The following is a 24,107-nucleotide window of genomic DNA, read 5'->3' on the forward strand; positions in this document are numbered from 1 at the left end:
TCCTGTTGTCAGCGCGCGTTACTGGTTTTCCGCATACCACGCATTGACTTCATCCGTAATTTTCTGGCCGCCATTATCCAGCCATTCTTTGACGAATTCATCGAAATATTCGATCGGTTGATCGCCATAAATAATTTTGAGGTAGCTTTCAGTAGCAAGCTTCTTCAGCAATTCGCCTTTGGATTTCATCGTCGGCGTCATTGGGCCGGTAAAATAGTTTTTCCCCTCCGTGATGCCTTGGTTAATGCGGACGCCCTGACCATCGATTTGTTTCTTCTTCATTTGTTTAACGTCAAATTCTTTGGAACTTACGGGTTCAGCGTTAGGGTCGGCCAAAAACTTCTTGACTGGAGCCTCGTTGGAGTAAGGAATCGTCACGCTTGAACCGAGAATATTCGTCATCATGAATCTCATATCCATACTTCTTCCGTCTTTAAGCGGCCATTGGTCTGCCGGAACGCCCGCTGCTTCGTAGTCGCCCTTGATGAGCTTGCCGTTGTATTTCACATAATCGTATCCTTCATAGTAACCGTCTTTCCAACGTGGATCGAAGAACGGATCGCCTTCTTGCTCCAATTGCTTCGCGAACATTTTGTTGAAATAAGCAAACCATACTTCGATATCCTTGAAGTCTTTATTAAATACGGTGAAGCCCGAAACCAACATTTTCTCCGCACGTCCTACCAAGCCATCCGGACCAGCTGGAAGCGGATATGGCTCAAAGTCGGCTTTGGGGTCGTTCTTGGTCGCGTCGCTCAGCGGCCAGTCACCCATCCAAGCCGGACCGAACATAATGCCGGCTTTGCCGCTGGCAACCAATTCGGAGGATTTTGACGGATCCTTGATTCCAGCTTCTTTGTCCATATAACCTTTGCTCATCCAATCTTTCATCGTCTGCAAATACAATTTGGCATCTGGATTAATCGCGCCATAGGTCAGCTTGCCATCTTCCCCCTTATTCCAGAAACTGCGGATGTCAGAGGTATTGATCATTTGGGTGGTAAGGGCTGCAACAATGGCGTCCGTCTGCCCCATCCAAGTCCACGGTCCTTCTTTAAGCGGAACGGCCAGACCGATCGTATCGTTCTTTCCGTTTTTATCGGGGTCATTCTCCGTAAATTGCTTGAGCACGTTTTCGAACTCGGCCAGCGTCTTAGGCGGCTGAAGACCTAGATTATCAAGCCAGTCTTTGCGAATCCACATAACCGTGCCTTCGTCACCCATGAAGAAGGATGGCAAACCATAAATTTTGCCGTCTTTTTTCACTTCACCTAGTGTGTATCCATAATTTTTCAATAATTCCTTATAGCCTGGATGCGCATATTTCTCTATAGCTTCGTCCAGAGACATTAGTTTATTAGCTGCAAGCAAGCTTTGAAGCGGTTCCCCCTGGGCTCTGAAAGCATCAGGAAGCTTGGCGCCACTGGAAAGCAGGAGGCGAAGCTTCGTATCGTAATCTTCCGGCTTCGTTACAATAAAATCGAATTTCACGTTGATGCCCATATTTTCTTTCATCCAGCGAAGATTCATGTTGTCTTCCATCGACTCGCCAGGCTTGAACGCATTGCCCCTCGAGGCGCCATCATCGACAATGGCAGTCGTAATCGTAACCGGTGGATTAAACTTCTGTTCCCACGTACCCGCCCCAGACGAAGCGCTTTCAGCTGTGCTTGCCGGGCTGCCAGACGGCTCTTGATTATTATTGCTCGAACATGCGGTTAAAGTCGGCAATACTCCAATCGCAATAGAAAGCGCTAACAACTTTGCAAACTTAACATAATGACCCATGTTTTACCCCATTTCTATATATTGATGGTACATAGGAGCTGCGAGAAAATTAGCGGTCCTTTATTTCGTCGCAATCTCATAGCTAATTATAGGGTCATAGAGCGGCTGTTTATATATTCCGTTTTTAACATCATATCGAAAATCGTACATTTGCCATTCCGCTCAAGCCTCCCTTAGTGGTTGAGTTACAGAAAGCTATACAAAAAAAGAGCTCAGCCTATTATACAAAGCAATAGGTTGAGCTCTCTGATAGGAGTGCTTTATTTAAGCGCTAACTTACTAACCGAACCGCCTTGAATTACTCATTTATGGCGCTTTGCTGAATCAAGATATGAAGTTCTTTTTGAAATCCGTCTGCCAAGCAAGCCGTTTGAATGATTTCATTAAAAGTATCCATAGCTTTTCTGAATTTATTATCGCCCAGTTCGGTTAAGCAGGTATATACGCCTCTACGATCATCCTCGCAAACATGCCGTTGCAAAGCGCCACAATTTTTGGCTTCCATCCTCACTACCAATCTTGAAATAGCGCTCTGACTCAAGCCGACCATTTCTTGCAATTGCTGCAATCTTAGTTTTTTATCGGTCGTTTGGGATAGAAAGTACAGGACATAAAACTCCTTTAATGACAAGCTGTACTTTTCCTCTAAAGCACTCTCAAGCTTATTGTTAATCTTGGTTTGTATGTCGCTGAAGCTTATCCAATTATCTATGAGTTTATTATTATTGTTGGTATTCATCAAGTTTTCACCTGTTCTATTTCATAGTATTTAGTCAATAGGCTGATCACTTTGAACATTTGTTCATCTGCATATCATGATTATAACCTTAACCTTGTATCCGTACCAGAGCTAGCATTATTATTGCTCCATTTTCCGCGGATATACAAAGCAAAGTCAGGCCACTAATAATTGCAGGTTCACCTTTATACAAGCGATGGCTGCTACGGCACATTTTACTACAAATAGAGAGAGAAAATACATTCAAATTGTCCTGTTCAATAGAAGCCCAAAGTTTACAAGTGTTCTATCTACAGGACAGCCAACAACCAATTAAAAACCAGCAGTTAACGGTTTAGGAATTTCGGTTTCTTTGCGCAAGGCTGCAGCCGCTTCTAATGCCCAATACGGATTTCTTAGCAGCCCTCTTCCAACCGCAACCAAATCAGCATCTTCATTTCCGATTACGGCGTTTGCCAGCGTTGGGTCGTCGAGTCTTCCAACCGCAATCACGGGAACGTTAAGGGCTAGTTTAATCTCTTTAGCGAGCGGCACCTGATATGCTGCATGTGTTCCTGGTCTGCCCCATGCCGTTATAGGTCCCTCGCCACCGGAGGAGATATCGAATATGTCCACCCCTGCCTCTTGATATTCCTTGGCAAATGCGGCGCTTTCCTGAATGCCGTATCCTCCCTCAACGTACTCCTTGGCTGAAATGCGCATGAGGAGCGGCATATTTTCAGGCATTTCAGCCTTCGCCGCTCGTATAATCTCCCGTCCAAACCGGGCAAGGTCTTTCCCGTATTCATCATCCCGTTTGTTAGTAAGCGGAGAATGGAATTGATGAATTAAATAGCCATGTGCTCCATGAAGCTCAATGGCATCGAAACCAGCCTGGACTGCGCGGGCTACAGCCGAACGAAATTTCTGTACAAGCCCTTTAACTTCTTCTGTTGCAAGCGCGCGAGGCTGCTTTGAGTTTTCGTCAAACGCAATGGCGGATGGCGCTACAGGAACCTCGGCATCCTCTGCCTTGCGTCCAGCATGGGCAATCTGAATTCCTACTTTTGCACCGTAGCTATGGCATGCATCTACAATTCGCTTCAAAGCCGGAATCTGCTCATCTGACCATAACCCCAGATCAAAGTCGGAAATACGTCCATCCGGCTCTACGTCTGTCATTTCAATGAGAATAAAACCAGTCCCGCCTATCGCTCGACTGACATAGTGCATATAATGCCAATCTGTAGCAATGCCATCCTTCTGATCAACCGAGTATTGGCACATCGGTGACATGACAATGCGGTTTTTCAATTCCAAGCCTTTAATCGTATATGGACTAAATAAATCTTTCATGGGAAAGACCCCTCTCTAATTGGAATTTTATGGAGATACTATAGGGATTTATCATGCATGCGCAAGCATGTATTTAATCGTGAGTTGTCTTATCAACCGCTCCATTATTTAATAATATAGAGAAATTGAAATCCTTGCTTTCGCAAAATTCGCGCAGCTTTTCTTGCTTTGAAAACCTTCGTAGACCAGATCATGACAGCATCCTCACGAGCCAGATGCTTTTTCCATACATAAGGAAGGCGACCTAACGAAATATTGATCGTGTCCGCAGTAGGCTCAGCCAAATACTCGACAGCATCCCGGATATCAATGATTTTGTATGCACGAAACTCTTCTCGCCGTTTCAAAAAGTCTTGATGATCGATAAGCTTGAGGTTCGGTAAAGGCCATAAACAGCGTATAGCTGAGAACATCACAATGATGATGAATAAAAAAATATACCAAAACATTCCGAATCCCTCTCTTATGCCATTCGGATTTTAACTGCAATTGCTGTTCCTGTTCCCGGTTCATTCAGAACAATGCTTCGCTGCGTAATACGGCAAAATCCCCTTGTTCTATTCAATCACTCCTTGCTAACGCGTTTGTCTGAATCATTCATCTATCCAACCTTATAAAAGCATGCGCATGCATTTAATTTAACGCAAAAAATAAATGGTGTCAAGTCGCGCGCTCCTTCTTCATATACAGCTTCCACGGAGAATCGCTGCCTCCCCCGCTCTTTATAAATTTATCCTTTCGCGAAGCTCACGTTTACGGTATTGGCTAGGTGATTCAGTCATTAGTCGTGTAAATAAAATAGTAAAATAATTCGCATTTTCATAACCGAGCAAATGGGCGATTACCGAAATTTTCAGCTTGGTCGAAACAAGCAATTGCCTGGCTTCGGCCATGCGACGATTTAAAATATAATTGATCGGCGAATCGTTGTACTTGCGATGAAACACATGGGAAATATAATAGGGATTCAAGTGAAACTCGGTGGCAATATCCTGCAGCGTAAGATGGCGCAAATAATGAATATCCAAATATTCTTTGATTCCAATCGCCAAGGACTCAGCATCCCGAACCTTATTCAAGGTCGTATTTTCTTTATTCAGCCGATGCACCCAGACTACCAATACCGCCAATAATTGCTGGGTGGCCTGCTGGTACTGATCCCGTTTATGCTGCGCCTCTTCAAATAATAAATCAAATAACGATTGAATTGTATTTTTGTGCTCTTTCGTTTTCATGACAGGGCAGCATTCCAGCGGAATTAACATCTCCATAGCTGGATGTAAAATACCGCTATAGTAAAGCGCCAGCGGATTATTCTGACTGGAGTACTCCTCATGCATTACGCCTTTATTGTATACTAGCAGGTCTCCCTCCTGCACTGCGTAACGCTCCCCCGCAATCGTTACAACGCCTTCGCCCTTCGTTACAAAAATCAGCTCGCTGAAATGCTGATGCCGATGCGCCGGAAAGTTCCAATCCGGCTGCTCCAATACTTTTCCAATATATTGCAAGGTTAAATTCATAGATGTTCTCGTCCTCATATCCCATATTGCTTGCTCTCCCCTTATTATCATTTATAGAGGCCACAAATAGCAAGATCTATCACATTTTGATGAAGGAAGCCAAGATGTTGCATTGTAAATCCATTGATCAGAAATTATGATTATATCTTGTATATTATATAGAGAAACAGACAGGATAGGAGAATTTTCAATGTTAAATTCACAATCGCTTGCGGGCGTTCAGTCACAGCGCAAGGAGAAAATGCCAGCCTCGCTTATATGGTTAACGATGGGAGCCTTCGCCATCGGCATGACTGAATTTTTAGTCATGGGACTGCTGCCTAACGTGGCGTCCGATCTTAACGTGACCATTCCCCAAGCAGGTCAAATCATTACGAGCTATGCCTTGGGCGTTGCAATCGGCGCACCGCTACTGACCATTATGACGCATTCCGTTGCCAAGAAAAGGCTGTTGCTGCTGCTTATACTCATTTTTATTTTGGGCAATGCCTTTTCCATGCTTGCTCCAACCTACCCCTTGCTGATCTTCGCAAGAATCGTCACGGCACTGGCACATGGCACTTTCCTTGGCGCAGGCACCTTAATCGCAACACATCTCGTCGCTCCCCACAGAAAGGGAAGCGCAGTAGCACTTGTATTAGCCGGACTTACGATTGCCAATATTGTTGGCGTACCCTTCGGCACCTTTATCGGTCAGGAATTCGGATGGAGAGCTTCATTTGGGGTCATCACCGTTTTGGGCATAATTTCACTTGCAGGAATTTGGAAATATATCCCTATTATTTCCGAAAGCCACAATGCGAGCGTTATGCAGGAAATTAAGGCTGTTGTTAAACCTCAGGTTTTGCTTATGCTTATAGCTGGCTTATTTGGCTGCGCAAGCCTGTTCGCCTTATTTACCTACATCTCGCCCGTGCTTCAGGAGATTAGCGGGTTTAAGGAGCAAAACGTCACCTGGATTCTTGTCATTTTTGGCATATCCGTAACTATCGGCAATATAATTGGGGGCAAGCTGGCAGATTGGAAGCTGCTTCCTGCTCTTATGGTTAACTTTGCATGTTTAAGCATCGTGTTAGCAGCTTTGTCGGTAACCTTGCACCATCCTATTTTGGCCATAGCCACTTTATTTATTTGGGGAATTGCCGCCTTCAGCATTATGCCGGGCATTCAGCTTCGCACAATGACTTTGGCGAGTGAGGCGCCCATGCTTGTCGCGACATCCAATCACTCATTCCTCAATATGGGGAATGCCTTGGGCGCCTACATTGGCGGAGTCGTCATTACGCATGCAGGTCTAGGCGGCTTGCCGTGGCTGGCAGCGGGCCTTGCGTTGATCGGTTTTTTGCTGGTCATCGTCATCCTATTGGCTGATAAAAAGACCGTTCGTATCTAAGTACTAAGTATCTAAATAAATACAAATAACTCCGCAGCTCTTCATTCCTAGCTGTAAATGCCCAACGAAATACAAACAGAAGAAGGCCGTTTTTCACGGTCTTCTTCTGTTTGTAAAACTTGTTTACTGGGTAAGATTCGCTTCAATAACCACTTCTACTTTAAGAATGCGGTCCTTGCTGACTGTATCTACATATATTTATTTTCAGTGATTTTCTCCATTCCTTTACGCTCATCTCCATCAAATTCATCATGGATTTCTCCTACAATTTCTTCTAGAATGTCCTCTATGGTTACAAGGCCGGACGTTCCCCCATATTCGTCTATAAGAATAGCAAGATGAACCCGCTCCTGCTGCATACGTTTAAGCAATACTTTCAAAGGTGTTGCTTCGGAAACGGTCACTACAGGACGAAGAAGCTTTTTCACATCAAATTCATGGTCAATATCCTCATTTTGCAAAAATAATTGCTTCGTGTTAATCATCCCTACTATTTGGTCTTTATGATCTGTCGCTACAGGAAAACGTGTATATTGCTCCTTCTGAAGGATTTCCATGTTCTCGGATATAGATAAATTCGTAAATAGGCAAACCATATCCGTTCTTGGAACCATGACATCCTTTGCAACCATATCATCGAAAGCAAAAATACGATTCATATAACTATATTCTGTATTGTTAATTTTACCGCTTTGAAGGCTATCGTTTAATATGATTTGAATCTCTTCTTCCGAGTGCGCTTCTTCATGTTCTTTAACGGCTTTCAAGCCGAAAAAACGAACCAAAGCGTTTGCTGAACCATTCAAAAGCCAGATGAATGGGTACATGACCTTATGGAAAAAGATGATCGGTTTGGCTACCGCAAAACTAATGAATTCTGGTTTTTGAATAGCCCACGTTTTCGGAGCAAGCTCACCGACAACGACGTGAAGAAAAGTAACGAACGAGAAAGCAATTAGAAAGGATAAGATGTGGCTAATATCGGTATTCAAGTTCATGCTTTCAAATACAGGGAAAAGAATCTTCTCCACGGTTGGTTCCCCCAACCATCCGAGACCTAATGCAGTAATGGTTATACCCAATTGACATGCAGACAAATACCCATCCAAATTTCGAGTTACATGTAGTACAGCACTAGCATTTTTCCGCCCCTCTAAGACCAGTTGGTCTACACGACTGGAGCGAAGTTTAATGATGGCGAATTCAGTAGCTACAAAAAATGCGGTCAGTAAAATTAGCAAAGCAATCAAGAACAAACTTAAACCAGTACTCATTTGAGTCTCATCACAATCCTTCTTTTTGTTTTGGGTTCATATGAACTATTATATTGAACTATTCATTAAACCTCAAAATGCTCCAAAGATCATGAATGGCTGCTTTTGATTAAATAAGGCCATTTTCGCAATAAAATAATCGCTTCTTCACGTTTCTCTATAGCTCATGTAGTATTGCTGGCCCTTACAGAATATGTGTCAATCTGAGGAACGCTTGTTCAAGCACATAAGTGGATTTAGCACTAGCAAGAGGAGTTTCATTTGATCCTACCTCCTGTTTGTTGTTAATTTCTTATCCATCCAAGGTTCAATGCATACAAAGAAGCCAAACAACGAATCCCTCCTGCACAAGCGTAAACGGCTGAAGCCGTCCTCTGGCGGCAAAGCTGCCGTTTCGCGTAGAAATATAGAGAAAGGATCGAAAAATCACATCCTTTCTCTATATTTGAGAAATCGCCGTTTGGCTTACTGATTATAGAAGCTTGAAGATAGAAGCCTATGGATTTATTTTCTCATTCGGAGAGAAGGAATAGGTCTGTCCTGCTTCAGCCATAAATTCGACCCTCGCGAGACCCGGCCCGCTTATTCTGCATAGGCCCGCTGCTGCACACTCTATCCTAGCCTCTACTACCTTCATTTCCGACCACTGCATGCTTACAGTAAATCCTCCTCGCGCTCTAAGACCGCGGACAAATCCGCTATCCCAGGCTGCCGGCAGTGCTGGCAGGAGCAGGATTTCCTCCGTATGACTTTGCAAAAGCATCTCGGCGATACCTGCCGTTCCACCAAAGTTGCCGTCTATTTGAAACGGCGGATGATTGTCGAACAAATTAGGCAGTGTCGAATGATTTAATAACGCTAACACATTGGAGAAGGCTTTCTCCCCATCCTGAAGACGCGCCCAGAAATTAATGATCCAGGCACGGCTCCATCCCGTATGCCCGCCGCCAGCGCTCAGCCTGCGCTCCAATGTTACACGTGATGCTGCTGCAAATTCTGGCGACTGCTTCTGGTTAAACTCGTCGCCAGGATAGAGGGCAAACAGATGGGAAATGTGCCGGTGGCCCGGCTCCTGCTCCTCATAATCCTCCATCCATTCCTGAACCTGTCCATATTTGCCGATCTGTGGCTTCGGCAGCCGTTCCAGCGTCGCAGCAAGTTCTTCAGCGAACGGCTGATCGCGGTTCAAAATTTCACAGCTTGTTATGCAAGCGCCGAACAACGCTCTAATGATTTGAAAATCCATAGAGGCACCTACACAGAGTACACCGCTCTCCCCTCCGGGAAGGGTATAGCGATTCTCGGGAGATACAGAAGGACAGGTGACCAACCTTCCTTCTGTATCTTCTATTAAATAATCCAGTAAAAACTCTGCCGACTCCTTCATGGTCTCATAGGCCTGTTCCAGAAAGCTGCGGTCTTTTCCAAAACGATAATGCTCCCAAAGATGCAGGCAGAGCCATGCTGCGCCCATCGGCCAGAAGGAAGCTGGCAAATAAGTATCCTGCGGGGCGGTATCCGCCCAGATGTCTGTATTATGATGGGCTGTAAAGCCACGGCAGCCATACATGACTCTGGCTGTGCGGCGGCCAGGTTCTCTCATCCGCTCAATCAGTCCAAATAAAGGCTCGTGACACTCCGCTAAATTGCAATTTTCCGCCAGCCAGTAGTTCATCTGAGTGTTAATATTAATTGTAAATTTACTGTCCCATGGCGGCAAAAAGCTGTCATTCCAGATGCCCTGCAAATTGGCAGGCAAAGAACCCGGACGACTGGAGGAAATGAGCAGATAGCGCCCATACTGAAAGTACAGGGCGACTAAACCATTATCCACCTTCCCTTCTTTGACCCTGTTTAGCCTTGCATCCGTTGGCAACTGCTCGATTACCTCATTAACTCCCGCGAGCCCCAACTCCACCCGATCATATAGTGCTCTATAATCCTGAGTATGCTTCACAAATAATTCATTATAGGACAGCTTCTCCAGTGTGCCCAAATGCAATTTGCAATGTGCCTCGGGGTCGCTGTAACGAAAGGTAGTGGCTGCCATAAGCAATAAAGTTACACTGTCCGCCTTCTCAATAAGGAGATGTTCACCAACAGTCCGGCAGCTTCCTCCTTCAAGGACAGCTTTAAGCACCACCCGGAACTGACTTCCCCCTTCACCTCCGCATTCGCCTCTCATAACCAGTCCGTCATGACCCCATTTTTCGGTCTTCTCCATATACTTCCACCGATTGCGGTTGAATCGGGCCTTCAGTGATATAGCTCCTGGCTTATCGGCAGTCAAACGCAGCACAATCGTCTGGTCGGGATGGCTGGCGAACAGCTCCCGGGAGCAGGTTACATCGCCTAAACGATAACTGACCCGGGCCACTCCGTCAGACAAATCCAGCTCTCGGCGGTAATCCACAGCATTCTGGTCATGCCCAGCCATAGTAAGAAGCAGGTCGCCGAGCGGCAAATAATGCCGCTGGGTTTCCGGCAAGCCCGGCATTGTCAGTGCTGCAAGCTCCTCGGCTTCCTTCAGCCGCCCTTGCATGAGCAGCTCACGCAGCTGCGGCAAATGAGGAAGCGCATCTTCATTATTTCTGTCTCGCGGTCCGCCGTACCACACCGTATCCTCATTTAGCTGAAGCTTTTCTTCATATATTCCACCGAAAATCATTGCACCCAACTGGCCATTGCCTACAGGCAGCGCCTCATTCCACTCTGAGGCCGGCTCTTTATACCACAATTTATTCCTCTGTTCGTTAATCAACAAGCTCCCTCCCTAGTAATAAAAATGAGCTATGGTCATGTATGTGAACATTATAAAGATAAACCGTATAGAATAAAGCTTGTAATTAATCTCTATTAATAGGACTCTTTCATTCTAATTTAAACGTCTTAAACAAAGAATGTATAAAATTAACTTATGCATGAACAATTCTATCCTCTTGAATGCTGTACTGAGCTTAAACACGAAAAACCCTGATCGATCAACGTTCTTGATCGTATCAGGGCATATTTAAGTCTCATTAATAACGGTTATTCCCACAAGCATTGACTCTATTGCTTTATGAGCCGAATCGTTTTAGACCGAAGCGGTCTGTTTAATATCCCCGTCATTAACGGTTTCGTTTGGCAGCTTGAGAAATGCCGTAATGACCGCTCCGACAAGGTACAAAATGACAAAGACGAATACAACGCCGTTTGTGCCAATAATCCGAATTAGACTGCCGACTAAGGCTGGTGCCAAAAAAGAGGAAAGACCGGAGCCCAAATTTAGCGCTGACATCGCTGCGCCTTTATCCTTCGGAGCCAGCGAAGGGAGCAGCGCGGAAAGCGGCACATAACCAGCTAATGTCGCGCCGGACAAACAGACGGCAATCAGCATCATCGTGTAGTTGTGCCCAAAAACTTGCGGAGTATAATAAACAATGAGTGTTGCTATGGCGCTCCCAACTCCGCCAAACCAGGCAATCGTCGTTCTCCAGCCGATTTTATCGCTTAAAAACCCGAACACTACGTTGAAAATTATCGCAACCATAAACATGGCGCTGTACAGCTGGAGCCATTCACTCGTGGAGAAGCCATAATCGACGAGATAAGTTGGCAAAAATATTGCAAATCCAAAAACGGCAACAGGATTGATTATTTTTACAAGTACGCCCAAAGAAACCTTTGGCTTTCTGTATAAAATCGTTATCCCCTTTAACAGCTCCTCTTTCTTGTTGCCGCTGCTAACCTTTGAAAGATCAAACTTCGCACGATTCAATGCAATCGCCACAATACCACCAAGCGTAACAAAAAATAACGACAGCCACAGGGTTTGAATATTTCCGATTACAGGAATCGTGTAACCCGCAATAAATGGACCGACGACATTCATGCCAAGCGACATGACAAAATAAAACCATCCCATTGCGCTTGCCAATTTATTTTGCCCGGTGCTGTAGGTTACCCAAGTGAGAAAGCCGAAGGCAAATAAAGGATAGCCTAAACCGCGAACCAAATAAGTCAGCAGCATGACGTGAAAATTCAACGGGCCTATCCCTAACCCAATGAACAAAATCGTACCGATAATAAACATAATAAGCCCCACCAGCATCGTCTTCTTCGGCCCAATCGTTTGCACAAAAACGCCCGACAGCCACGCAGCAATCGCAGTTGCAATGCCATATACAGAAAACATTAAAGAGCTGTTCTCGATCGTAACCCCTCTTTCGATTAAATAAGGGGAAAGCCAGCCTTGCTCCAAACCTTCACCAATCATAAAAATAATGATGCCGATAAAGCCCCAAATCAAATTAGATGGAATGCCGATTTTATCTAAAAAGGTATGTTTATCAGTTAGCTTTTCCATGTCTGCACCGCCCGTAATAAAGTGGGTATACCCCCATAAAATTAAGCGTTTTCATTTATGGTAAATATTTAGGAAAGACGCTTAAACGCCCTTCCCGTACAACTTTCTTTTTCAACCGCAATAATCGTTTTAGCCGCGCTTTAAAGCGTCAATAATCATTTTAAAAAGAACAAGATCGTCCTTATAATCCTCAGGCGTCGTTTTGATTGCTCCACCCGCTGTAATTGCCTCGTGCAAGGTTTCCAGTTCAATCGTGTACGGATTAATATAAGTTGGACGAATAATCGTCTCCCTGAACTCTCCGCCAATGGTTTCATTAATAATTAATTTTATTGGCAATCCTTTAATGTAAGGCGTATCATATTCAACGCGGACTGATTTGGTTTCGCCATAAACCTCCAAATGCGCATCAAATCTACCCTGCTGGTCGATGCCCGTTTCATAGCTCACATTAAAATGCTCGTAGGTGAACAAAGCATTAAGAAAAATGCCATTTTTCCCTGCTGCTGCTCCGGCAACTCCGGTCGGCATTCCGAGCGCTTCTCTCATGACGGATAGATCATGGCTGCCAAGACCGCCAAGCAGCCTGTACATCCATGCGAGCGAAGCATCCACTTCCCCTAATGCTTCGGTCACAAGCGCTTGCCCACGCTCCTGCTTGTCCGTTATTGCAGCTTGCGGAACATCTGTAAAGCGCTTAGGATACGTGCCGGATTGGCTCACAAAAAAATCGTTAGGGCCGATAATATCTCTGACCCGTGCGTAAAGTACCTTCTCCAGCCCGCCGATTTCCTTCACGGCAGCTTCCAAGGCTGGCGCATATCTTCGCATGTAACCTACCATTATTTTAATGTTATTTTTGTTTTTGGCCTCAATAATGGCATCCGCATCCTTTAACGTCAACGCCATCGGCTTTTCTATTAATACGTGCTTGCCTTCGTTCGCTGCATCAATCGCTACTTCAGCATGGTATTCATCGCTATTGAGAACGAAAACTACATCAATATCCTTTTGCTTAACAAGCGCTTTCGCGTCTGTATACCAATTTGCAGAAGGGACTCTAAACTTCTCTCCGTTATAAGCCAATGATTCCTCGGACACGTCGCATAGCGCCGCGATGCGGAATTTATCAGACATTGCCTCAAGAAGCGGCAAATGCACCGTTTGGGCTATTTCTCCTGTTCCAACAACACCAATGTTCAATATTTTAGTCATCTCATCTCTTCCCCTCTGAATGATGTTTTTCTTCCCTTGGACCCTTTCCGCCAAACTTGTTGCCTTTTATCAAGCTAACGTAACCGTTTGACCAGTAGCAGCGGATTCATAAATGGCTTCCAAAATACGAGTCACCTCATAAGCTTGCTCTGCAGTGACGACTGGCTCCTTTTCCTCCAAAATGGCTTCAATCCATTGTCCAATTTCACGATCCGCCTCTGTCTCCTCATTTGGCGAAATATAAGCAATACCCGCTGGGTTCTGCAGCTTGGTATCGACGAGATTCCCGTACAGCTCATGATTAAAAATAAGCTCATTAGCTTGTGTCACATGATTTTTACGCATTTCCGCCCCGCCTTTTGTACCCGAGAGCGTCGTCATCGCCTCGCGCTCATCCGTTGTATTCAATGCCCAGGCCGCCTCTAAATAAATGGAAGCGCCATTTTTCATTTTAATGAAGGCAAATGCCGACTCTTCCACATTGAAGGTTTCAGGGTCCCAAGGGCCGAATAGATTTGCCTGATTTTGATATTTTAATTTGTTATGAATAACGCCAGTGACGGATGCTGCCTCATAGTTATCCATGCACCACAAGGTTAAATCCAGGGCATGGGTACCAATATCAATTAGCGGGCCTCCCCCCTGCAATTCCTTGTTCATGAACACTCCCCAGGTTGGCACCCCGCGACGGCGAACCGCATGGGCTTTCGCTACATAAATTTCGCCCAGATCTCCCCTGGTGCAAGCTTCCTTTAGGAGCAGCGAGTCTTTTCTAAAACGATTTTGATAAGCGATCGTCAATTTTTTCCCGGATTCCCGGCTAGCATCAAGCATTCTTTTAGCATCCGATGCGTTTATCGCCATTGGCTTCTCGCACATGACATGCTTGCCTGCCTGAAGTGCAGCTATCGCTATTTCCGCATGAAGAGCATTCGGCGTGCAAATATGCACAACATCTACATCGCTCTCCTTTATTAGCTTGGCATACTCGGCATACACCACGGCATCCTTATTGAACAAATCTGCAACCCTGCGGGCATTTTTCACCTTCCCGTCGCAGAAAGCAACCAGTTCAACCTTGTCGCTTAATTTGGCTAATGCAGGCAAGTGCTTCTGCACAGCGATTGCTCCGCATCCAATAATGCCAACTCGCAGCTTGCTCATCGACATTCCTCCAATCTCTTGTCTATTTATTTTGTTAAAGCGTGATTTCCAGAAAGCTGTTGACCAATTGGATAAGCTTATTCTATAGACAATGTAAACGCTTATATATTAATATCTATATATTATTTTTGATTTTTGCATATGAAATTTACGCCAGATCGTTCATTCAGTAAGAAGAGGCAGTAGCGCATTTTAACTCGTCAGGATGGAGGAAACAAAATATGAGCAAAGTTAGAGCAGCGGATCATGAGCGAATCGCCTATATTTGCCGTTTAATTTATGATGCGTACAAAATGCCTGTATGCTATATAAAATCGGACGGAGTATTGGAGAGCGAGTTCCTGTCTTCCATTAAAAGCCATCCGCTCTTGAAGGATCGGACTGCCTTCTTACAGAAGCTGTATCACGAGGGGAATGCTGCTCCTTTTCCTATTTTAGAAACGACAGCATTTTCAGAAAGATATATTGGCTTGCATGTCTTAGAAGAGGATGAACATCAGGGGACGATTATTATTGGGCCAGTCATTTCGCTCGCCCCTTCGGAAGCCACCATAGGATGCATGCTTCATGATTACCAGCTGCCCTCCAATTATCAAGAAGAATTCCTTGATTATTACAAAAGCTTGCGGGTCGTCAATGATAAGCAGGTCATTAACCTTAGTTTATTGGCCTATTTCCTGCTCTATAATCGGCGTCTGGATCAGCAGTCCATTATTGATCGAAGCCATTCCAGCTTGCCTTACGATGCCGTAGAGGTAGAAAGCGAGGTCCACAACAGTCTGTTTAAAAAACGAATGGAAAATACCTTCTATATGGATTATGTACAGGAATGTTATACGTGGGATTTGCTGCAGGCAGGAGACAAAAAAAAGCTCATCGAGCATCTGGATAATTTTCCGATTGGCGGCAGCGGGATTTTATCTAAAAAAAGCTATAAGCGATCGCAAAAGAACCTTGCGATTGTTTGCATCGCTATTGCTGCCCGGCGGGCTATTGAAAGCGGGCTGCATACGGAAATTGCTTATACGATGAGCGACTACTACATCCAGCAAGTTGAGGAAACGAACGATACTACGCAGCCATGGAAAATAATGAAGGACTGTTGCATTGCCTTTTTTGATAAAATCAATTTGTACAAAACATCTAGCAACTCCAAGTCTGTGCAATTATGCAAGGAATACATTTTTAGCTACATTTTCAAAGAGATCACCATTGCCGAGCTGGCTAATCAGCTCAATTTAAACCCCGTTTACCTCTCCCAACTATTTAAAAAAGAAACGGGAACGCCACTTGGGACATACATTCAGCAGCAAAAAATTGAAGAAGCCAAAAAAATGCTTCTCCATTCTCAGCATTCTATTTCCAGCATTAGCAGCTCCTTGAATTTTAATGACCAAAGCTATTTTACTACGGTGTTCAAGAGACTAACTGGGCAGACACCTAGCCAATTCCGCAATCGTTCTAATCCGGCGAATAATCAGCTTGCTTAGCACTGTGTGTGCTGGAACTAAAAAATAGCCCCTTCGTATGGCGCTGAGCAGCTGCTCAATGGCATACGAAGGGGCTGGCCTAACGTCATTTTTAGATAAAGTCTACAATCTTATAAACAATCGATTAAACCTTATAAGCCCGCATCGCCTTGCGCAGCTCTTTAAATGTCGGGCGCTTGCCGTACATCAGGACGCCGGTGCGATAAATTTTCGCTCCCAGCCAGCCGAAGATGTAGATCGATACGAACAAAATGCCTAAGGACAGCAGCACCTGCCACACTGGCGGGTTCGTCAGCCCAATTCGCAGCATCATGACGAATGGCGAGAAAAACGGCACATAGGAAGCGACTTTCACGAGCATCGTGTCCGGATTCGAAATGCTGAATGTGCTAATGTAGAAGCCTGCCAGCGATAAAATCGTAATCGGCATGACTGCCTGTGCCAAATCCTCGGTCCGGCTCACAATGGAGCCAATTGCCGCATACAGCATCGCGTACAGGAAATAGCCTGCCAAGTAGTAGATGACCGCATACACAATCAGCGACGGATCAATTTGGTCAAAATGAATATTCAAATTCGTAAACGCATCTTTATTTTGCGGCATCGATAAATTGATGATCATAACGGCTCCATACAGCACCAGCTGGAACAAGCCGACGAGGAACATCCCGAACACCTTTCCGAACATTTGCATCAGCGGCGATACACTGGTAATGAGAATTTCCATAACCCGCGAGCCTTTTTCCGACGTAATTTCTGTCGCAATCAGCTGCCCGGTCACCATAATAACAAAGAACAGCATAATGACAATAATCGATACGAGTCCCATATTGACCGCTTGCTGCTCTGGGGACAGCCCCTCTGCATTGGAACCTGCTCCCGCTTCAGCAGCAATTTGCATGGTATCAATCGTAACAGGCGCGAACAGCTGTACCTTTTGTTCCTCGCTCAGTCCCGCTTCCTTGAAAATCATTTCGGTGCGTATGTTTTGCAGCGCTCCTTGCAGGGAACGGGTTGTAGATTCATCCAGCAGCTTCTCGGATTTATAAGTTACAGCTGGAAGACCGTTTGCCTGAACGTCGCCAAAGGTCAAATACCCTTTAATTTTCTGATCGATAATGCCCTGCTTAAGTGCTTGCTCATTGCCTGCATCGTTGCCTGTATCCGCAAAATCAACCAGCTCAACATTTGGCTGCTCCTGCTGCGAATAATAGACTTTGAGCTGCTCCGCAAGCTTAGTACCCTCTGCCCCACTGCCCGCTTCCGCCTGGATATAACCGATGGAGGTGGTTTTTACTCCGTCATTGTTAAACTGGGAGATGAGATAAGGCAGATTGGCACCAATTGTAATAATAATTGCGAAAATCAACGTCATAACCAAAAAGGATTTTGTCCGAAACTTATTGCGAACGGTAAAGCTGACTACTGTCCAAAAATTACTCATGCTTTTCACCCACCAATTTTATAAAGATTTCGTTTAAGGTTGGCTCCATAATTTCAAACCGCCTAACTTCTGTTTGCTCCATCGCATGACGTAAAATAAGCCCGCCCGCCGCTTCGTTCTCAATTCGGAGCTCGTAACCCGATTCATTGCGCTGCACATTCGTTACGCCTTCCAGCGTCTCAAGCCCCTTTACGGTGCGCTCGGTGCCCAGCATGACGCGCTCGCGAGGATATTGGCCCTTAAGCTCCTTAAGGTTGCCCTGCAGTACCGCGTTCGAGCGGTGCATGATCGTAATATTGCGGCACAGCTCTTCCACATGCTCCATGCGGTGTGTCGAGAACAGCATCGTCGTGCCTTCTTCACGCAGCTCCTTCACCGCTGCCTTAAGCAGCTCCACGTTCACCGGGTCAAGCCCGCTAAAGGCTTCATCCAAAATAACGATTTTCGGCTTATGAATGACCGAAGCAATGAACTGGATTTTTTGCTGGTTGCCCTTCGACAGCTCCTCCAGCTTCTTGTTGTAATATTCCGGCACGCCGAATTTTTCCAGCCAATACTTCAAGCTTTGATCGGCATCCCGCTTCGACATCCCCCGCAGCTTCGCCAAATACAGCAGTTGGTCGCTTACGCGAACACGCGGATACATCCCCCGCTCCTCCGGCAAATAACCGAGCATTTGCAGCTGATTATGGCTGTAAGGCTTGCCGTTGTATAAAATTTGGCCCCCATCAGGAAAAATAAGTCCCAGCACCATTCGCATCGTCGTCGTTTTGCCCGCTCCGTTCGCACCTAGCAGGCCGTAAATTTCACCTTCTCCTACTTCAAGGCTAATGCCATTTACCGCTGTTTTATCGCCATACTGCTTATAGATTTGTTCAATTTTTAGTGGCTTCATTGTAGTCTCCTCCTTGATATCAAGCTCTAATATGCTGTCTGTCCTGTTCAATCAATACCGCCAAAATATCATCCAGATCAAGCGCCTTCCGTCCCATAATCGCGATATGTTCCCGCTCGCACCAGCGCTCGGTTTCCATTGCCTGCCGGGTAACGATTCGCAGATTGCCGCCCCCTGCATCTTCCACCATACATTTTCCGGGGATGCTCTTCACATCCTTGCCTACAAGCTCGCTGCCACTCACATAAAACATATGCCAGCTGCTGAGCAGCTCATCCTTCTCATACATGCCTAGTATTCGGCCCTGTGCCATAAAGACAATATAATCTGCAAGCCGTTTCACTTCATCCACAATGTGGGATGCCATGAGAATCGTTCGCTGGCCATCATTCATATAGTTGTGCAAAAAGCTCATCATGCTGCGCCAGGCTAGCGGATCGAAGCCCGAGGAAGGCTCGTCGAGCAGCAGCAGCTCGGGATGATGGGCGAGCACAAGCGCGAATTCATACTTGCGCCGCGTCCCTTTGGACATTTTGCCGAGCTTAATGCTATCATCGACCTCGAACATCCGCAAAATTTCACGATAAAGGTTTATATCCCAATTCGGGTACCATTTTCGCACAAAATCCGTCTTGTCCGAAGCTCTCAGCTTATTCTCATGGCTGCCGAACAGCTCTGGCACATAACCGATTTTATTTTTCCATCCGGTATCCTTCTGGTCTGCGATTGAATGGCCGAGCAAGCTCAGCTCGCCTTTATCCGGCTTAATTAGATTCAACAGCATCCGAAAGGTCGAGCTTTTGCCTGAACCATTCGGGCCGACAATTGCAGTAACGCAGCCCTTCGGTACTTCCAATGAAAGAGGGCCAAGCTGAAACCGTTCACGCCGCAGCTCTACTTCCTGTATACGAATCGCAATATCGTTGCTCATGACGCCGCCTCCCCCTAAACGTTATCTTTAAAACGCTTCTCCAGCTGTTCGCGAAAAATCTGTTCCAGCTCCTCGCGTGAGCATTTAACCCGCTGTCCTGCTGTGATTGCAATCTCGAATGCTTCCACGACTGCCACCAAGCGGTAACGATCTCGATCATCCTGCTCAACGGCCGCAACGTAGGTTCCCGTCCCCTGCCTCGTTCGCAGCAGCCCTTCCGACTCCAGATCCTGATAAACCCGGCGCACCGTAATGACGCTGCATTTCAGCGACTGCGCCAGCTCCCTAATGGAGGGGAGCAGCATCCCTTCGGCTAATTGCCCGCTGACAATTAATGCTCTCAGCTGTACTTCTATTTGATAATAAAGCGGCTCGGCGCTTTGCTCATTTATTTGAATCGGCAGCCACACGGCTTCACCTTCTTTACTTCTTTACTTTTTTACTCCATTGCTTATTTAGAAGCTCCGTGTTTCCAACCGATGCTTAAGACACACATAGCTGATGGCTATTCCGGTCATACTGACAAGCAGCCCAACTAACAAATACCACCACTCCCCATTTTCAAATCCTGTCAGCACACTGTTGACGATAGAAAAGCCATTAAAGCTGAGCAGAGTGCTGATAAGCATATACATGATGCAATACAACACGCAAACGATCATGTACGTCTTTCCTGTGAAGCCATATTCCCAGATGGCATACGTAGCAGCCATGCCAAGCGAATATAAAAACCAGAATAGTCCATATAAAAGATAAGCGCCTGGAGAAATGGCCTCTCTTAAGCCATCCACCAAAAAATATTGAATCAGGAAGAAAATAATTTGCAGCGGGAACAGCATAACCGCTATTTGCAGCATTCTGCCCCATATGATCTGCGGCACCGTAATAGGCATCGTACGCCATTCTGCAAGCTTTTCACTATAGGTATCATTGCGCCAGCAGCTCATACTAGAGCGGCTTAGCACAAAGCCGAGACAAGGCAGCGTCGTGAGAAAAACAAAATCGATCGCCCAATATTCCCCTGCCGAAACATCCATTTCATTAAATCGGTACAAAAATCCCAGCACAATTGCCATATATAAAGCTAGTAAAAGCGAACCTAGAAAACCCCAGCGCGTCTTCCGCAATTCGTAGATTAAAATATGCCATGCCCCTTGCCACATGCTCACAAGTTTTCCTCCTGTCACTCTATATACTGTATATATCTTTATACACAGTATAATCACACCTCATTTGGTTGTCAATACGTCCCAGCCTTTTTTCGAAAAAGGGCACTGCCTAGCCATGTTTGTTCAGCGGCAAATCAAAAAAAGCCTTGGACACGAGCTTAGAGGCTCAGACCAAGGCTTTATATCTTATATAGGATGTGCTGCTGTTTTAGAAGCGCGCTGCTGCTGCTTTGGCTTCTTCAATCGCATAGGCAACAATCGCTTCTGCTTCATTCGGCTTTTGGTTATGGCCTTCTGCAACAACGATTTCGAAATTCGTCACGCCGAAAAATTGCATAATATTGCGGATATAATTCAAGGACATTTCAGCTGCCGCTGCTGGACCTTCGGAGTACACCCCGCCTCTTGCATTCAGCAGAGCAACTTTTTTATCAGGAATCAGTCCAACCGGACCTTGCTCGGTATATTTGAACGTTTTGCCTGCTTCGTAAATGTAGTCAATATACGTATGCAGCACAGCTGGAATCGTCAGGTTCCATAGTGGAAAACCGAAAACGACCTTGTCCGCAGCAAGAAATTGATCAATATATTTGCTGGAAACATTAACTGCCGCCTGCTCCTCAGGTGTCAGCTCATAACCGCGCGCCGCTTTAAATTTACCGTTAATCATATCGGCATTCAAATACGGAAGCTCTTCTTGGAACAAATCCAGTTCCGTAACGTTATCATTTGGATGTGTCTCTTTGTAAGTATCCAGGAAAGCTTGGTAGAGCTTCACGCTCACTGCTTGGTCCAAACCACGATCATTTGCTTTTACAAAAAGTACAGTACTCATAATAATTATTCCCTCCGTAAAAAAGCGCTAAATGCAGGCAGCTTCTCAATTGTGTATTTGTAATAAGCTTTATTTTACAAGCCTTGTTCTTACAAATCATCGGCCAATAGCATGAAAGTCGCCCGTATTGAGTCTCAGAGGGCTTAGGTCTAGTCTTACGACTCTGGGCCCAAATAATGAATGCCGCGCAGCGCGGCTTGTGTTCGATCGGTTACATCCAGCTTGCTAAGAATGCTGCTGACATGGGTTTTGACTGTTTTTTCGGCAACGACTAATGCCCGGGCAATTTCTTTATTGCTTTTCCCTTTCATCAGCTGCCTAAGCACCTCTATTTCACGAGGCGTTAGCGATGTAAAGGCTAATTGATCTGACTTAACGCGCGTTGAATCAGGTTCCGACTGTAATGGGAGCGGTGGATGCAATAAACGATCCTCTGTTCTTTCAAACCGTCCAGCTGGTGTCCCACCCCCGATGAGCACGCCGGAAATATCAGGATGCAGCTGAATATTGCCTTTATAAGCGCTGCGTATCGCCTCCGCCAGCTGATCCGGTGCGACATCCTTCAGCATATACCCAATCGCCCCCGTCTGAAGAGCAGGAACAATATGGCCGCGGTCGGAGAAGCTGGTCAGCACCAGCACTTTAATCGCCGGGTGCTGCTCGGCAATGATTCGGCTTGCCTCTATGCCATCCATGACAGGCATTTGCAAGTCCATCAAGATCATATCCGGCTGGAGCTCGGCCGCTTTCTCCACTGCTTCCTTCCCGTTGGCTGCCTCGCCGACAATTTCAAAATCCGGCTGCAAATTCAGAAAGAAGGCAATGCCCTTCAAAACAATTTGATGATCGTCAACGAGTAAAAGCTTAATTTTCATCATTCACCCTCCCTCCTCTGCAGCGAGCGGTATGCTCGCCCGAATGACGGTTCGCTGCCCCATCTCGCTATGAATGATAAACTCACCTCCAAGCGCCTCTGCTCTTTCGCGCATAGACAGCATCCCCATCGTCTGTCCCTGCAGTTGTTTTGGGGTAAAGCCCCGGCCATGATCCTCGATTTCCAGCGTTACTTCACGCTCTGATTTCACAAGCCGAATATAGGCAGCTTCTGCACCTGAATGCTTCCGAATGTTGTTAAGCCCTTCTTGGCCAATCCGCCATAACCCTTCTTCAAGCGCACGGGGCAGCTCCTTCAACCCTTCCGCCTCTGCATGTACGACAAGGTCCATTCTTTCGCCATACTGCTTAAGCGCAGGCAGCAGGCCATTCTCAAGACCAGCGGGATGCAGCTGCCAAATAAGCGTCCGCATCTCCCTGAGTGTTTCCTGCGACAAGCTGGCCATTTCCTGAAGCGAGCGTTCCACGATCGGCTCTTTCCCGCCGAGAATCTTTTCTGCCCCTTTGGCGATAAAAGACAGCGAAAATATTTTTTGCATCACCGAATCATGCAAATCCCGTGCCATTCGGATTCGTTCCTCCATACGGGCTAGCTCCCGGCGCTGCTCATTTACTCTCAAATTATCTATGCTGAGCGTCAAATGCTCACCGAGGGCATACATAAATTCTTCATGATAATGATCGAATTGCCCACTATCGTTACTGCTAATGAACAAAACACCGAAGGGGCAGCTGCCCCTTCGCAGCGGAATCGCTGCGGCCGATGTGAATGCCTTTAGACCTTTCGCTGTTAGCGGGACGACCGCTTCCTCCTTGCTGTCTGCAACAACGATGAGACGATTATGGTGAAAAGCGTCGGCCACAACTCCCCCGTTTCCACAATTGAGCTGCTGCCAGCCTTCCCTCGTCTGCTCCCCGTCATAATAGGCACGCAGCGAGAGATTATCCTGCTCATAGACGAATAAAGCAATTTGCGGCCAGTCGAAAGCAGCGCTAATATGTTCAACCGCTTTCAAGGGCAGCTGGCTAATGTCCTGCACCGCATGGATACGCGTAATGACATCGCCAAGCTTCGCATAGAGCAGCGCATTTCGCTCCTGTGCCTGATATAGGCGAATACGCTTAATCGCTGTGCCTATCTGGTAGGCAACCGCCTGCAGCAGGGCAAGCTCCTCATTTGAAAAAAATTCTTTGCCCGCCTGCGCAGCATTCAGCAATCCAAAGCTCTCCGCGCCTGCCTTCAGCGGCACCGTCGCATGATGCGTCAAGCCGCCTCTATCGCCAGCATTGTATTCCGCTGCATATACAATTCGTGAGCATTCAATAATGTTGACCGCACGATTCAGCTTGTTTTGGCGGTAGCTTTCGGTGCACCAGCAGCCTTCTCCGCACATCGCTGCATTATCGTTGGCTGCAAGGGTTGAGGGGAGATTTTGCGCGGCCGCACATATGCTGTCTGAATGCTCATCAAGCAAGAAGATCCAGCCCGTCGTAAAGCTGGTCACCTCAAGAAGCTTCACCAGCACCGCATTTAGCATAACCTTCATATCATTCATCGAATTGAGCATCTCCGCAATTTCCTTGAGCGCCGCCAGCTCATCTGCGCGAATCTCTCTGGACAAGGCAAATCCCCCTTAATACAGCAAAGCCGCGAATCAGCTTCGCGGCTT

Annotated in this window: 19 protein-coding genes and 1 pseudogene; 2 read left to right on the forward strand and 18 right to left on the reverse strand. The window is 46.1% G+C overall.

The window, feature by feature from the left end:
• Positions 1-18 precede the first annotated feature (18 nt).
• From BBD42_RS02720 to BBD42_RS02740, 5 genes are all read right to left on the reverse strand, one after another.
• Positions 19-1,788, reverse strand: coding sequence for an extracellular solute-binding protein (locus BBD42_RS02720; RefSeq protein WP_099516887.1), 1,770 nt, complete (start codon positions 1,786-1,788; stop codon positions 19-21).
• A gap of 298 nt (positions 1,789-2,086) precedes the next feature.
• Positions 2,087-2,527: a MarR family winged helix-turn-helix transcriptional regulator gene (locus BBD42_RS02725; RefSeq protein ID WP_099516888.1), complete on the reverse strand. Its 441-nt coding sequence runs from the start codon at positions 2,525-2,527 to the stop codon at positions 2,087-2,089.
• A 312-nt stretch (positions 2,528-2,839) separates the two neighbouring features.
• A complete protein-coding gene (locus BBD42_RS02730; RefSeq protein WP_099516889.1) occupies positions 2,840-3,862 on the reverse strand; it encodes an NADH:flavin oxidoreductase/NADH oxidase in 1,023 nt (340 codons plus the stop codon).
• Positions 3,863-3,966: 104 nt separating this feature from the next.
• Positions 3,967-4,311 carry a rhodanese-like domain-containing protein gene (locus tag BBD42_RS02735; RefSeq protein ID WP_099516890.1) on the reverse strand — a complete coding sequence of 115 codons (345 nt, stop codon included), beginning with the start codon at positions 4,309-4,311 and terminating at the stop codon, positions 3,967-3,969.
• A gap of 273 nt (positions 4,312-4,584) precedes the next feature.
• Positions 4,585-5,385 carry an AraC family transcriptional regulator gene (locus BBD42_RS02740; protein ID WP_172455371.1) on the reverse strand — a complete coding sequence of 267 codons (801 nt, stop codon included), beginning with the start codon at positions 5,383-5,385 and terminating at the stop codon, positions 4,585-4,587.
• A 190-nt stretch (positions 5,386-5,575) separates the two neighbouring features.
• Here BBD42_RS02740 and BBD42_RS02745 point away from each other — a divergent pair, with 190 nt between their 5' ends.
• Complete coding sequence (locus BBD42_RS02745; protein ID WP_099516892.1) at positions 5,576-6,778, forward strand: MFS transporter; 1,203 nt, start codon at positions 5,576-5,578, stop codon at positions 6,776-6,778.
• Positions 6,779-6,969: 191 nt separating this feature from the next.
• Here BBD42_RS02745 and BBD42_RS02750 read toward each other — a convergent pair.
• From BBD42_RS02750 to BBD42_RS02770, 5 genes and pseudogenes are all read right to left on the reverse strand, one after another.
• Positions 6,970-8,052: pseudogene (locus BBD42_RS02750) on the reverse strand (hemolysin family protein); the annotation flags it as partial.
• A gap of 496 nt (positions 8,053-8,548) precedes the next feature.
• On the reverse strand, positions 8,549-10,810 hold the full coding sequence (locus tag BBD42_RS02755; RefSeq protein ID WP_481855960.1) for a glycoside hydrolase family 95 protein: 2,262 nt from the start codon (positions 10,808-10,810) through the stop codon (positions 8,549-8,551).
• 318 nt (positions 10,811-11,128) lie between these two features.
• On the reverse strand, positions 11,129-12,400 hold the full coding sequence (locus tag BBD42_RS02760; RefSeq protein ID WP_099516895.1) for an MFS transporter: 1,272 nt from the start codon (positions 12,398-12,400) through the stop codon (positions 11,129-11,131).
• Positions 12,401-12,529: 129 nt separating this feature from the next.
• Positions 12,530-13,615: a Gfo/Idh/MocA family protein gene (locus BBD42_RS02765; RefSeq protein WP_099516896.1), complete on the reverse strand. Its 1,086-nt coding sequence runs from the start codon at positions 13,613-13,615 to the stop codon at positions 12,530-12,532.
• 69 nt (positions 13,616-13,684) lie between these two features.
• Complete coding sequence (locus BBD42_RS02770; RefSeq protein ID WP_099516897.1) at positions 13,685-14,779, reverse strand: Gfo/Idh/MocA family protein; 1,095 nt, start codon at positions 14,777-14,779, stop codon at positions 13,685-13,687.
• 221 nt (positions 14,780-15,000) lie between these two features.
• On the opposite strand from BBD42_RS02770, the gene BBD42_RS02775 reads away from it, so the two are divergent.
• A complete protein-coding gene (locus BBD42_RS02775) occupies positions 15,001-16,269 on the forward strand; it encodes a helix-turn-helix domain-containing protein (RefSeq protein ID WP_099516898.1) in 1,269 nt (422 codons plus the stop codon).
• Between the two features lie 124 nt (positions 16,270-16,393).
• Here the strand turns inward: BBD42_RS02775 and BBD42_RS02780 are convergent, their stop codons facing one another.
• From BBD42_RS02780 to BBD42_RS02815, 8 genes are all read right to left on the reverse strand, one after another.
• On the reverse strand, positions 16,394-17,713 hold the full coding sequence (locus tag BBD42_RS02780) for an ABC transporter permease (RefSeq protein WP_099516899.1): 1,320 nt from the start codon (positions 17,711-17,713) through the stop codon (positions 16,394-16,396).
• On the reverse strand, positions 17,706-18,608 hold the full coding sequence (locus BBD42_RS02785) for an ABC transporter ATP-binding protein (protein ID WP_099516900.1): 903 nt from the start codon (positions 18,606-18,608) through the stop codon (positions 17,706-17,708). The genes BBD42_RS02780 and BBD42_RS02785 overlap by 8 nt, the downstream gene beginning before the upstream one ends.
• Before the next feature lie 19 nt (positions 18,609-18,627).
• Entirely contained in the window at positions 18,628-19,539 is a 912-nt protein-coding gene (locus tag BBD42_RS02790) for an ABC transporter ATP-binding protein (protein WP_099516901.1), read from the reverse strand.
• Between the two features lie 14 nt (positions 19,540-19,553).
• Positions 19,554-19,949, reverse strand: a complete 396-nt coding sequence (locus BBD42_RS02795) for a GntR family transcriptional regulator (RefSeq protein WP_099516902.1) — start codon at positions 19,947-19,949, stop codon at positions 19,554-19,556.
• A 45-nt stretch (positions 19,950-19,994) separates the two neighbouring features.
• Positions 19,995-20,708, reverse strand: a complete 714-nt coding sequence (locus tag BBD42_RS02800) for a hypothetical protein (protein ID WP_150131499.1) — start codon at positions 20,706-20,708, stop codon at positions 19,995-19,997.
• 208 nt (positions 20,709-20,916) lie between these two features.
• The gene (locus BBD42_RS02805) at positions 20,917-21,543 is read right to left on the reverse strand and encodes an FMN-dependent NADH-azoreductase (protein WP_099516904.1); all 627 of its coding nucleotides are present in this window, start codon (positions 21,541-21,543) and stop codon (positions 20,917-20,919) included.
• Positions 21,544-21,698: 155 nt separating this feature from the next.
• Positions 21,699-22,418 carry a response regulator gene (locus BBD42_RS02810; RefSeq protein WP_099521415.1) on the reverse strand — a complete coding sequence of 240 codons (720 nt, stop codon included), beginning with the start codon at positions 22,416-22,418 and terminating at the stop codon, positions 21,699-21,701.
• A gap of 3 nt (positions 22,419-22,421) precedes the next feature.
• Entirely contained in the window at positions 22,422-24,059 is a 1,638-nt protein-coding gene (locus tag BBD42_RS02815) for a GAF domain-containing sensor histidine kinase (RefSeq protein ID WP_099516905.1), read from the reverse strand.
• Between the last annotated feature and the right edge of the window lie 48 nt (positions 24,060-24,107).

Origin of the sequence: Paenibacillus sp. BIHB 4019, from assembly GCF_002741035.1 — a bacterium.
Lineage (GTDB): Bacteria > Bacillota > Bacilli > Paenibacillales > Paenibacillaceae > Pristimantibacillus.

Coding starts and splice junctions, on each gene's coding strand:
- BBD42_RS02720 (WP_099516887.1), bottom strand. CDS start 1,788: ATGGGTCATTATGTTAAGTTTGCAAAGTTGTTAGCGCTTTCTATTGCG.
- BBD42_RS02725 (WP_099516888.1), bottom strand. CDS start 2,527: ATGAATACCAACAATAATAATAAACTCATAGATAATTGGATAAGCTTC.
- BBD42_RS02730 (WP_099516889.1), bottom strand. CDS start 3,862: ATGAAAGATTTATTTAGTCCATATACGATTAAAGGCTTGGAATTGAAA.
- BBD42_RS02735 (WP_099516890.1), bottom strand. CDS start 4,311: ATGTTTTGGTATATTTTTTTATTCATCATCATTGTGATGTTCTCAGCT.
- BBD42_RS02740 (WP_172455371.1), bottom strand. CDS start 5,385: ATGAATTTAACCTTGCAATATATTGGAAAAGTATTGGAGCAGCCGGAT.
- BBD42_RS02745 (WP_099516892.1), top strand. CDS start 5,576: ATGTTAAATTCACAATCGCTTGCGGGCGTTCAGTCACAGCGCAAGGAG.
- BBD42_RS02760 (WP_099516895.1), bottom strand. CDS start 12,400: ATGGAAAAGCTAACTGATAAACATACCTTTTTAGATAAAATCGGCATT.
- BBD42_RS02765 (WP_099516896.1), bottom strand. CDS start 13,615: ATGACTAAAATATTGAACATTGGTGTTGTTGGAACAGGAGAAATAGCC.
- BBD42_RS02770 (WP_099516897.1), bottom strand. CDS start 14,779: ATGAGCAAGCTGCGAGTTGGCATTATTGGATGCGGAGCAATCGCTGTG.
- BBD42_RS02775 (WP_099516898.1), top strand. CDS start 15,001: ATGAGCAAAGTTAGAGCAGCGGATCATGAGCGAATCGCCTATATTTGC.
- BBD42_RS02780 (WP_099516899.1), bottom strand. CDS start 17,713: ATGAGTAATTTTTGGACAGTAGTCAGCTTTACCGTTCGCAATAAGTTT.
- BBD42_RS02785 (WP_099516900.1), bottom strand. CDS start 18,608: ATGAAGCCACTAAAAATTGAACAAATCTATAAGCAGTATGGCGATAAA.
- BBD42_RS02790 (WP_099516901.1), bottom strand. CDS start 19,539: ATGAGCAACGATATTGCGATTCGTATACAGGAAGTAGAGCTGCGGCGT.
- BBD42_RS02805 (WP_099516904.1), bottom strand. CDS start 21,543: ATGAGTACTGTACTTTTTGTAAAAGCAAATGATCGTGGTTTGGACCAA.
- BBD42_RS02810 (WP_099521415.1), bottom strand. CDS start 22,418: ATGAAAATTAAGCTTTTACTCGTTGACGATCATCAAATTGTTTTGAAG.